General features: G+C 72.1%; 11 protein-coding genes. 1 reads left to right on the top strand and 10 read right to left on the bottom strand.

Translation table 11 applies throughout. The features are described from left to right. Positions 1–10: 10 nt before the first annotated feature. Positions 11–1450 (top strand): ADYC domain-containing protein, encoded by a 1440-nt coding sequence (locus KGD87_RS31405; RefSeq protein WP_284664630.1) that lies wholly within the window; start codon positions 11–13, stop codon positions 1448–1450. 1 nt (position 1451) lies between these two features. Here KGD87_RS31405 and KGD87_RS31400 read toward each other — a convergent pair whose 3' ends face one another. The 10 genes from KGD87_RS31400 to KGD87_RS31355 are packed head-to-tail and all read right to left on the bottom strand — an operon-like array spanning position 1452 to position 10753. Beyond that, entirely contained in the window at positions 1452–2351 is a 900-nt protein-coding gene (locus tag KGD87_RS31400; RefSeq protein WP_284664629.1) for a MerR family transcriptional regulator, read from the bottom strand. Positions 2352–2366: 15 nt separating this feature from the next. Next, positions 2367–3233: a MerR family transcriptional regulator gene (locus KGD87_RS31395; RefSeq protein WP_284664628.1), complete on the bottom strand. Its 867-nt coding sequence runs from the start codon at positions 3231–3233 to the stop codon at positions 2367–2369. Further along, positions 3230–3907, bottom strand: coding sequence for a lysophospholipid acyltransferase family protein (locus KGD87_RS31390; RefSeq protein WP_284664627.1), 678 nt, complete (start codon positions 3905–3907; stop codon positions 3230–3232). Before KGD87_RS31390 ends, KGD87_RS31395 begins: the two co-directional genes overlap by 4 nt. Next, a complete protein-coding gene (locus KGD87_RS31385; RefSeq protein WP_284664626.1) occupies positions 3904–4254 on the bottom strand; it encodes a lycopene cyclase domain-containing protein in 351 nt (116 codons plus the stop codon). Before KGD87_RS31385 ends, KGD87_RS31390 begins: the two co-directional genes overlap by 4 nt. Then, complete coding sequence (locus tag KGD87_RS31380; RefSeq protein ID WP_284664625.1) at positions 4251–4637, bottom strand: lycopene cyclase domain-containing protein; 387 nt, start codon at positions 4635–4637, stop codon at positions 4251–4253. Before KGD87_RS31380 ends, KGD87_RS31385 begins: the two co-directional genes overlap by 4 nt. Next, positions 4634–5758, bottom strand: a complete 1125-nt coding sequence (locus KGD87_RS31375) for a glycosyltransferase (protein WP_284664624.1) — start codon at positions 5756–5758, stop codon at positions 4634–4636. The genes KGD87_RS31380 and KGD87_RS31375 overlap by 4 nt, the downstream gene beginning before the upstream one ends. Next, the gene (locus tag KGD87_RS31370) at positions 5755–6681 is read right to left on the bottom strand and encodes a carotenoid 1,2-hydratase family protein (RefSeq protein ID WP_284664623.1); all 927 of its coding nucleotides are present in this window, start codon (positions 6679–6681) and stop codon (positions 5755–5757) included. Before KGD87_RS31370 ends, KGD87_RS31375 begins: the two co-directional genes overlap by 4 nt. Then, complete coding sequence (locus KGD87_RS31365) at positions 6678–8135, bottom strand: phytoene desaturase family protein (RefSeq protein ID WP_284664622.1); 1458 nt, start codon at positions 8133–8135, stop codon at positions 6678–6680. Before KGD87_RS31365 ends, KGD87_RS31370 begins: the two co-directional genes overlap by 4 nt. Positions 8136–8195: 60 nt before the next feature. Then, positions 8196–9206, bottom strand: a complete 1011-nt coding sequence (locus tag KGD87_RS31360; RefSeq protein ID WP_284664621.1) for a phytoene/squalene synthase family protein — start codon at positions 9204–9206, stop codon at positions 8196–8198. Continuing rightward, complete coding sequence (locus tag KGD87_RS31355) at positions 9203–10753, bottom strand: phytoene desaturase family protein (protein ID WP_284664620.1); 1551 nt, start codon at positions 10751–10753, stop codon at positions 9203–9205. Before KGD87_RS31355 ends, KGD87_RS31360 begins: the two co-directional genes overlap by 4 nt. Positions 10754–10759: the final 6 nt, after the last annotated feature.

The raw sequence follows: 10759 nt of genomic DNA, 5'->3' as shown, positions 1-10759 counted from the left end.
GGTGCCTCACATGAAACCCCGCCTCCGCATGCTCCGCCCCTGCTTCGCGCTCTGCCTGCTCCTTGCCTGCGCGCCACCCCTGGACGAGACGAACGCGGCCCTGGCCCAGCAGTCCTTCGCGGCGGGTGCGGAGGACCCCGACTCCCACTCCCAGGGCACCCAGCTCCACGGCACCATCGTGCGTTCGGTGATGTACGACGGGGCGCTCGTGCGGCACGCCGGCACGTTCCGGGACGCCGACGTTCAGCTCGTGCGCGGCGAAATCGTGGCCGCCATGCCCCTGGCCGTGCGCGGCTTCACGCCGAGCCTGATGATTTGCGGCGGAGGCGCCGCCGCGAACGAGACGCGAAGCTGCGGCTTCGTCGTGGACGGGCAAGGCGTCTGTTCACCCAGAAGCGCCGTCACGCTCACGGGCGGTGACAGCAGCTCCCCTCGAAACCACTGTGCGGGTGCGCCCGTGGTTCGCGTCTGTTCGGGCGAGGCTCCGTGCGAGCACCAGGGGCCGGGCTACCTCGCCTCCGCCAACAGCAGCTTCTCCCTCAACAACTGTCCCACGGTCGAGTTCACCTGTCCCGCCAGCGGCGTCTACACCGCGCTCGCCGGGCCGCGCACGCCCAACACCGCCTGGCGGATGCAGCTGACGAGCCGGTCGAGCACCTACCCCACGACGCGCAAGCTCTTCCGCGGCGAGGAGCTGATTGGCGCGCGGCTCCGTCAGACTTCCACGGGCCCCATCCTGGAGGTCCAGGACGTCATCAATGGGAACGCGCTCCCGAACACCGAAGGCTCCGGCATGTGGGAGCCGAGCGGGCACACCTTCCTCTACCGGGTGCGCTACACGCCCAGCAGTGGCGCGTCGCCCGTGTCCCTGTGCGCCACGGGGGCGAACTGGGCCGTGCCGGTGAAGGGCGTCTTCAACCTGGAGGGAGCGCGGAGCGAGAGCCCTCGGACGTTCACGCTGGGCTGCGACGCGGGCGTCATCGCCAAGTGCTACCGCTGGGGCTACCAGCCGTGGCGGGACGGCGCGACATCCGGGCCCGTCACCGAGGCCCACTGGTCCTGCACCCGCATGGCGCGCGCCGACTACTGCGGCCAGGGGATGTCCTTCACCCAGGACGGCACCCGCATCCGCCCCTGGGACAGCCTGACGCCGGCCATCATCTCCGCGCCGTCGCCGGGCTCCAGCTCGGATGACCTGACCTTCGAGGCGGGCTGGAACACCGCGGGCCCCGCGTGCCTCAGCCACCTGCGCTGGCAGCACCTGACCGCGCCCTGCGTGCCGCTCAATCCCCCCATCTACGACACGAACGGCGACATCGTGAACGACTGCAGGGACCCGAACACGCCCTACGGCCCGGGCAAGTGCGCGGAGATTTGCGACAACGCAGAGGAGGCCGCCGAGTACTACGGCAGCAGCGTCTTCAACAACTCCGCCATCAACACGCCCTGACTCACGCGCCCGCGAGGCGCTCCCAGTCCTCCTCGCGCTGGAAGACGTGCACCGCCAACCGCTCGCACACGGCCCGGTGCGAGCGCGCGGCGGCGCCGCCCACCCAGACGGGAAGCCCCCTGGGCAGCGCCTGCATCAAACGCGTCAGGGTGTCCTCGAAGGCCTCGGCGCTCCGGCTGGCCACCGTGGACAGCCCCACGAAGTCGGGCCGCAGCGCCACCACCGCGCGGCCCAGGTCCTCCGCGGGGACGCGCGGCCCCAGCAGCGTCACCCGCACGCCCAGGTGCCGCAGCCGCAGTGCCGCGCCCAGCAGGCCCATCTCGTGCTCTTCTTCCGGAAAGCACGCCAGGACGCCATGCCGGTGCCCCCCTCGGGGCGCCGCGTGCAGCAGGCCCACCAACCGCGCCCGCACCATCTGCGACACCAGGTGCTCCTGCGCCACGGTCAGCGAGCCCGCCTCCCATTGCTCGCCCACTTCGCGCAGCAGCGGCGCCAGCACGTCGTCAAAGGCCTTGAGCGGGGGCAGCGCGGCCAGCACCTCGTCCAGCACGTCCGACACGCGCGGCTGGTCATACGCCTGGGCGGCGGCGAGCACGGACTCCCGCCACGTCTCCGCATGGGTCCGCGGCTCCGGGCTGGCGCCGCGCGCCGCCGCCTCCGCGTCGAGCCCCTCCATCAACTGGGGCAGCAGCTTCGCCGCCTCGCTGATGGCCACGCCTTCGTCGGTGAGCCGCTTGAGTTGCTTGAGCACCGCCACGTCCCGGTCCGTATAGGCGCGGTAGCCCGCGGGGGTGCGGCGCGGCGTGAGCACGCCGTAGCGGCGCTCCCAGGCCCGGATGAGCTCCACCCGGACGCCTGACAGCTCCGCGGCGATGTGGATTCGGTAGGTGCGCTCAGCCATGTCGCTGAGGCAAGACTACGGGCGATTCTGAGCGTTGCGCACCTGGTTCCAGATGGCCACCAGCTCTTCCGACGACTCCGCGTACTGCGCGCCGAGCGAGAAGATGGCCTTCAGGCGCTCGCGGGCGCCCAGCCCGCCGACGACCACGGGAAAGGGCGCGCAGGCCCGGAGCGCGCCTTCCAGGACGGACGCGAACTCCTCCGGCGCGCGGGCGCGCACGAAGGACAGCGCCACCACGTCCGGACGCACCTGCACGCAGGCCCCCTGGAGCGCCTCCGCTGGGGTGTCCGCGCCCAGCATCGTCACCCGCCACCCCTTGCGCTTGAGGTGGATGCCCAGCGCCAGCAGGCCGCCTTCATGGTGGTCCCCCGCCGGGCAGGCGAGCAGGGCGCGAGGCCCGACAGGCGAGGCGGCCAGGGCGTCATACACCTGCCGCAGGCGCTGGCGGATGAGGGCGGAGGCCAGGTGCTCCCGCGCGACGTCCAGCCGCACGCCCATCTCCCGCAGCAGGGGCAGCAGGAAGCGGTCGCAGTAGGCCTCCACGTCCATGACGGTCTGCGCGTCATCCAGCACGCGCGTCACCTCGTCCCCATCCAGGGCCCCCACGGAGGACCAGAAGCGCTCGAACAGACGCTCGGCTTCGAGCTGCTCACGCGGAGGCTCCGTCTTCACCTGGGCAATGGCCTCGCTCACCGACAGGCCCTCTTCCTGGATGAGCCGGGCCACGCGCCGGACGGCCTCCACCTCCTCGCGCGAATAGACGCGGTAGTTGTTGCCCTCGCTGCGCAGCGGACGCGGGAAGCCGTAGCGCCGCTCCCAGGCGCGCAGCGTCGCCTCGCGGATGCCCGTCATGCGCGCGATGGTGCGGATGCGCAACGTCATGACGCCAGCCCCCGGGCCGCGTCCCAGCGCTCCGCCACGCCTCGCGCGCCGGACACCCGGCGCGTGAAGTCCTCCAGGGACGTCACCGCCGCCAGCCGCCGCACCACCGTCTCCAACCCCTCCTGGAAGACGGCCATGTCGCCGGGCGGATGCGGGGCGCCCACCTCCAGCAACACGTCCGGACGCTCGTGTTCGAAGAAGCCGTAGCGCACCGCGATGGGCAGGCACTCCACCTTCGCCACCCGCGCCAGCAGCTCCACGCCCCGCTCCAGTCGCAGGGGGAGCACGCCGAAGGGGCGGTGCTCGCCCTCCGGGAAGACGAACACCACCCCGCAGGGCCTGCGCAGCAGCTCCTTCGCGTAGCGCAGCGACGCCACCGACGACGTCGCGTCCTTGCGCCGGATGCTGAAGGCGCCAATGCGCGTGAGGAAGCGGTAGCGGCGCAGGTTCTCCTCGTCCATGAGGCAGTAGCCGTCCCAACCCGCCGTCTGGCAGAGCTGGTTGAGCACGAAGCCGTCCCACCAGTTGGAGTGGTTCAGGTACACCAGCCGTCCCGGGCCTCCCGGCGGCAGCGCCCCGCGCACCCACAGTCCCCGGAACGCCGCGCGGAACTTCCATCCGATGTACCGGTCCCACGCCCAGCCCAGCGGGCCTCCTTTCGCCGCGTGAATCACGACGCCCGGGCCTCCCCCAGCAGCGACACCAACGCGGTGAACAGCGCCAGGCCCAGCGACACCAGCACGCTGGTCACCAGGAAGAAGAGCACCTCTTCCAGTGGCACCACCCCCAGGTACACGCCCAGGTGCTTGCCTTCACCGAAGTTCCAGATGCCGGTGGAGATGGCCAGGTGGTCCGCGATGGACAGGTACAGCCCCATGATGAAGGCCGGCGGCAGCACCGCCTTGAGCACCGCGCCGGAGCGCGCCTTGTAGTGGCGCACCAGCAGCACCAGCTGGAAGGCGATGAGCGGCAGCGTCCAGCCCAGCAGGTGGATGAGGTATGCCCACTTCGTCTCCATCATGGCGCCATCTCCCGGGCCGTCAGCGCGCCGTCGCGGCGCTCACCCGCCTCCGCCGCGGGCCGGGGCGCCTGGGCGTCCGGCGCCAGCGCACGCGCCAGCCGGGCCCGGGCCCACAGCCCCACCAACAGCGTCTGCAGGCCGAAGAAGAGGTACTCCTCCAGCGGCAGGTAGCCCAGCTTGATGCCCCAGATGCGCTCGGGGTCGAAGCCCCACAGGCCCCACTTCACCGCCAGGTTGTCCCAGGGCGACGTCGCCGCGTACACGACGATGAGCAGGAGCCCCATGGGCGCCAGGCTCCTGACCGTGAAGGTGCGGCGATAGCGCCACGCCAGGAAGAGAATGGGCACCACCACGAACAGCCCGAGGAATCGCGCGTACGTCATCCCGGCCCTCCACTCAGCTCCGGAGCCACCCGTACCATTCTGCCTCCAGGCCGCAACGCATAGGTCTGCCCTCGCCACGTCACCGTGCCCTGCCGCCACAACGAGCGCAGGAAGGCCGCCAGCAAGAGCGCTTCGCCCAGCAACCAGTCCGTCACCGCGCAGGCCCGCCCCGCGTCCGCCACCGGCGCGTGGAGTCCGGCCAGTCGCAACGCCAGCAAGGTCCGCACGGCCACCAGTCCCGCCACCGAGCCCGCCAGCACCGGCGAGCCCAGCGCCGCGGCCAGCACCGTCAGCGGCAGCGTCGGCGTGAAGAGCAGCGGCACCGTGGGGTACAGCGCGGGCCGGTGGCTGGCCAGCACCTGCATCCAGCGCGTGAAGCGCGACAGCGGCGCGGCCCAGGGCACCTCGGCGTCCAGGGGCACCACGGCCGGGGCGCGGCTCAGCACCACGTCCAGCCCCCGGGCGTGAAGACACTTGGCCAGCTCCAGGTCCTCGCCAATGTGGTCCGCCAGCCGCCGCAGCGACTCCACGGCCGCGGGCGACAAGCCCAGCGCCTTGCCACACACGGCCTTGGCGCCCGCGCTCATCGCGTCCAGGGCCCGGAAGCTGTGGTGCGTGTAACGCAGGAGGCCCGCCATGGCCCGGCTCGCGCCGTCTCGAGGGCCTACCGGCAGCGGCGCCGCGGTGCTCAGCGCGGCGCCCGCGGCCACCGGCACGGCCAGGCCTTCCACCAGCGCGCCTGTCACCGCCACGTCCGCGTCCACCGACAGCACCACCCGGCCGCCCACGGGCAACACGTCCAGCGCATACAGCAGGTGCCCTACCTTCCGGTTGGGCGTCAGCGGATCGCTGGGAAGCCACCGCACCTCCGGGGCAAGCCGGGGCCGGTAGGGCGACACCACCACCTGCTCCAACGGCCCCGCGTAGTCGATGGGCTGCGCCAGGTTCTCCAGCTCCCGAGGCGTGGGCGCGTCCACCGGGCGCAGCAACAGCACCGGCGGCAGCGCGCCGGACTGGGGCGCCGTCCCGGCCCGCGCACGCGACAGGCGCACACACGCCACCGCGCTGAAGCCCGTGGCCACGGCGCACCACACCAGGGACGCGAGGACGAGCGCGCTCATGCCGCCCGTCCCATCCGCGTGCGGAAGTGCGCCATCCAGCGAATGAAGGGGGAGTGGAAGCGACGGAAGTCCGCCACCTCGCCCAGGGAGTCCAGCGGCCCCTGGCGTGCCTCCAGCCGCGCGTAGAAGGGCGACGACTCCAGCAGCTTCGGCTGACCCACCACCACGTTGCCCGCGTGGAGCCGCGACGGCACGCGCAGCCCCCAACCGGTGATGTTGGTGGGCCGCGCCTCCACCAAGGCAGGCCCTCGCTCACAGCGCACGCCGCGCGCGCCGGCCACCACGCGTAGCGGCGCGACCCCTTCGGGCAGGTGGTAGTCCACCACCGTCTCGTCCTCGCGGTGCGTGCGGGACCAGTGCCACCCCGACAACCGCGCCCCCAGCAGCTCTCCACCGTGGTTGGTGTCGTGGTAGCCCAGGCCACTCGCCTGGATGCCCAGCGAGGACACCTCCAGCCGTGCCTGCGAACGAGGCGCCAGCGCCTGCCAGTAGTGCGGCAACCCGGGCATGAGCTGCACCACCTCCCCCACGGGTGTCATCGGCTCCAGCGTCAGGCGTGCGCGCACCGGCCGGCCCCACGGCGCCGTCCAGTCGTCCACGGCCATCCGCACCGTGCCGTCCCGCTCGTACGACAGCGTGGAGCGGCCAATGCGCAGCCGGCCCGGGGCCTCCAGCTCCGCGCGCGCGTACTCGCTGAGGACCCACAGCCGCCGCACCCCCTCGTGGTACAGCGCGAAGTTCACCGCGCTGTGCTCCAGCGGCCGTCCGCCCCGCCGCGCCGCCACCGAGTACCGGGGCGAGAACAGCGAGCCCAGCATGAAGATGCACACCGCGCTGTAGGGCCCCGCGGTGACGTCCGCGTAGAACCAGCGGTAGGTGCCCGCCGCGTCCGGCAGGGCGGGGAGCTTCGCCAGGCGCGTCATGCGTCCCTCCGGAGGTGCCGCGAGGCCAGCTCCGCGGCGAAGCGGCCGGACAACATCACCAGCGGCACCCCGCCGCCTGGATGCGTGCCGCCGCCCGCGAAGAACAGGCCCGGCGTGTCGCCGCGGATGCGCGGCCGGCGGAAGGGGCCGAACTTCCCGTGCGGCAGGAAGCCGTAGATGGATCCGCCCGGAGCCCCCTGCGCGGCCAGGTCCACCGGAGAGCGCTGGCCCATGACACGCACGCGCCCCTTGAGCGCCGGGTAGTGTCGGCACAGCCGCTCCAGCATCTGCGCCTTCACTCGCTCGGCGCCTGCCTCCCAGTCCCGGGTGGCCTGCTCCGCGCCGCGCGCGTCCACGGGCAGCGCGGGCGCGTTCACCATGACGAACAACCCGGTGCGCCCCGGCGGGACCATGCTCTCGTCGGTGGCGGACGGGTTGCAGAAATACACCGTCGGCTCGGACGCGAGCTGCCCGCCGAACAGCTCGTCGAACTCGCGCCGGTAGTCACCGCCGAAGAGCACCGTGTGGTGCGGCAGGGCGATGCGGCCCTCCACCTCCAGCAGCAGCACGAAGCCGGACAGCGCCAGCGGCTCCTCCGCGCGCGCGAGCCGCTCCAGCGGATCCGCGTTCACCACCACGCTGTCGAAGCGCTCCGAGCCCTCCTGTGGGCCCACCTGGTAGCCCTCGCGCGTGCGCTCGAAGTGAGCCCGCGTGTCCAGGTGGATGCGCACGCCCAGCCGGCGCACGGCCTGCCCGAGCGCCTCCACCAGCGCGCCAATGCCGCCGCGGACGTGATGCACGCCATAGGCATGCTCGATGTGCGGAATCAGCGCGAAGGCCGCGCTGGCCTCGTAGGGGGACGCGCCCGTGTACGTGGCGAAGCGGCCCACGTACTGCCGCAGGTGGTCCGTCTTGAAGTGCCGGGCCGCCAGCTCATGCAGCGTGCCCATCTTCATCCCCGCCATGACGGCCCCCACGCCGCGCTTCGCCACGCGCGTCATGAAGCCGGCCATGCCCTCGAAGGGAGCCTCCAGGTACGGCTCGCCCGCGGCCCGCCAGATGGCCGCGGCCTCCGTGTAGAAGCCGCGGATGCCGTCGCGCTCACCCGGACGGACTCCCGCCGCGCTCTGCGCCATCCGCTCCACGTCCTTGTAGGCCGTGAAGTCACACCCGTCCTCGAAGCGGTAGGCGCACTGCGGCTCCAGCTCCGTGAAGCGCGGCAGCAGGTCCTCGGCGCCCAGTTGCTGGAAGGTTCCACGCACCAGGTGCGGCAGCGTCAGCAGCGTGGGCCCGGTGTCCAGGGTGATGCCATTCACCGTGACGGCCTGGGCCTTGCCGCCCAGCGAGGCGCCGCGCTCGAACAGCGTCACCTCGTGCCCGTCCTTCGCCAGCAATCCGGCGGCCGTCAGGCCACCGATGCCGCCACCCACCACCGCGACGCGGGCGCGCTTCATGCTCCACCTCCCATGCGCCGCTGAAGCCCCGGGTTCATTCCATCGCCACGCATGACGCCCTCACCCTCCCGTCCCGGTGGGCAGCAGCGGCATGCGCACCTCGCCCTGGGGGACGGGCAGCACCGCGGCGGGCCGCACCATGGCCGCGGAGGCCAGCGCGAGCTTGCGGCGCGTCGTCACGTGGGCCCGGGCGCTGAACACGTCGTAGTCACGCGCTTCGATGTCTCGCAGGATGTCGCCGTAGATGGCGCCCATCAGCCGCACCATCCGCTGGCTGCCGAAGCCCGTCAGGTAGCGCACCCCCGCCGCCGCCCGCGCGTAGTACGCCCGCGAGCGCTCCACCTGGAAGCGCATGAAGGACCGCCAGCGCGCATCCACCTGTCCGCGCCGCAGGTTCTCCTCCGACAACCCGAAGGCGGCCAGCTCCTCGGCGGGCAGGTACACCCGGCCGCGCTCCAGGTCCTCGCGCACGTCGCGGAGGATGTTGGTGAGCTGCATGGCCCGGCCCAGGTCGGCCGCGGGCTCCACCGCCGCCGCGTCCGCGCACCCCAGCACCGGCGTCAGCATCAGCCCCACCACGCCCGCCACGCGGTAGCAGTAGAGGTCCAGCTCCGCCCAGGTGGTGTAGCGGTGCTTCGTCAGGTCCATCTCCATGCCGGAGATGAGGTCCTGGAAGGGCTGCTCCGGAATCCGGAAGTGGCGCACCGTGTGTTCGAGCGCGGCGAACTCCCGCGCGTCCCACGGCGTCGCGGCCTCGCGGCCCTTTACCCGGTCCGCCGGCGGCCCCAGCTCGCGCGAGGCCAGCTCCGGCATGGGCAGATACAGCTCCGCCACGCGCTGCCGCGCCCGCGCCAGCCGCACCGGCAACGCATCGGCCGCGCTCGCCGCGTCGTCCCCGTCCACCATGTCGTCCAGGCGCCGGCAGAAGGCGTAGAGCGCGAACGCCGCCTTTCGTCGCAGGCCGAAGAGCAGGTACGAGGCGAAGAAGAAGCTCTTGGCGTGGTGGCGCGTCACCTGCTTCGCCAGCACATAGCCGCGCGCCACCAGCGCCTTGTCGACAGGCGGGCTCACGCGGCCACCCCTTCCACCGGCGCGGCGGCCGTCCGAGGCGACAGCGTGACGCCCTGCGCCTGGGCCCACGTCATCAGCCGCTCCGTCACCAGCCGCGCGGAGATGAGCACCGTGGGCAGCCCTGTCCCCGGCTGCGTGGAGGCGCCGACGAAGAAGAGGTTCTTCACCCGCGCGTCCTGGTTGGCCGGACGGAACGGCCCAATCTGCGTGAAGTTCTGCGACAGGCCGAAGGCGCTGCCACGCGCCAGGTTGAAGGTGCCGGCCCAGTCATCCGGGGTGAAGACGCGCTCCACCTCGATGTCCGACTCCAGCGAGGGGAAGCCCAGCTCCGCCATGCGCGCGAAGAACTTCGCGCGGACCTTGGGCCCCTCCACCTTCCAGTCCAGGTCCGGGTGCTGGTGCGGCACGGGCACCAGCACGTAGAGCGCGTCCTTGCCCTCGGGCGCCAGGGACGCGTCGGTGCGGGTGGGCGCGTTGACGTAGAAGCTGGGGTCCTCCGGCACGCGGAAGCGCTCGAAGATGTCGTCGAAGGAGCCCTTGTAGTCCCGGCCGAACACCACGTTGTGGTGCAACAGCTCCGGGTAGCGCCGCTTCATGCCCAGGTAGAGCATGTAGCCGCTGGACGTGTAGCGCAGCTTCTCCTTGCGCTTGAGCGTCGTCGCCTTCGGGTCCAGCAACTTGTCGTACGCGTAGGGCAGGTCCGCGTTGCACAGCACCGCGTCCGCCTCCACCACCTCGCCGCCCTCCAACCGCACGCCTTGCGTCCGGCCGCCGTCGGTGAGGATGCGCTCCACGGGCGCGCCGTAGCGGAAGCGCACGCCCTCCTCGCGCGCCAGCCGCTCCAGGGCCTGGGGAATGGCATACAGGCCGCCCTTGGGGAACCAGATGCCCACGCCCAGCTCGGTGAAGGGCAGCAGGCCGTACACCGCGGGCGACGCGTAGGGCGACACGCCCAGGTACATCGTCTGGAAGGTCATCGCCGCGCGCAGGCGCTCGTCCTGGAAGAAGCGGCTGACGTCCCCGTACATGCGGCGGTGGGCGCGCACCTGGAAGATGCGCGCGAGCACGCGCGGCGAGAGATAGTCACGCAGGCCCTCGTAGTTGCGCCCCACCAGGTGGTCCAGGCTCGTGCGGTACTGGACGCGGCCCTGGGCCAGGAAGGCGAGGTAGCGCGCGTAGCTGCCGGGCTCCACGCGCTCCAGCTCGCGGCCCATGGCGCACAGCTCTGACGTGAAGGTGACATCCGAACCGTCCCGGAAATGGACCCGATAGTTCGGGTCGCACTTGAGCAACGTCAGGTAGTCCTCGATGCGGCGGCCCACCGCGCGGAAGGTCTCCTCGAACACCTCCGGCATCAGCACGATGGTGGGGCCCAGGTCCCACGTGAAGCCCTCCACCTGCAACCGGTTGCAGCGCCCGCCCGGCCCCTGCGTCTTCTCGAAGACCTGGACGTCGAAGCCCTGGTGCGCCAGCCGGGCGGCGGCGGCCAGCCCCCCCACGCCCGCGCCCACCACGACAATGCGCCTGCCCTGTGTCGATGCGCTCATGGCGTC

It is taken from the genome of Myxococcus sp. SDU36, from assembly GCF_030168875.1.
GTDB lineage: Bacteria > Myxococcota > Myxococcia > Myxococcales > Myxococcaceae > Myxococcus > Myxococcus vastator.
The sequence above is the reverse complement of the archived record's forward strand: the minus strand, read 5'-3'. Positions and strand labels throughout refer to the sequence as shown.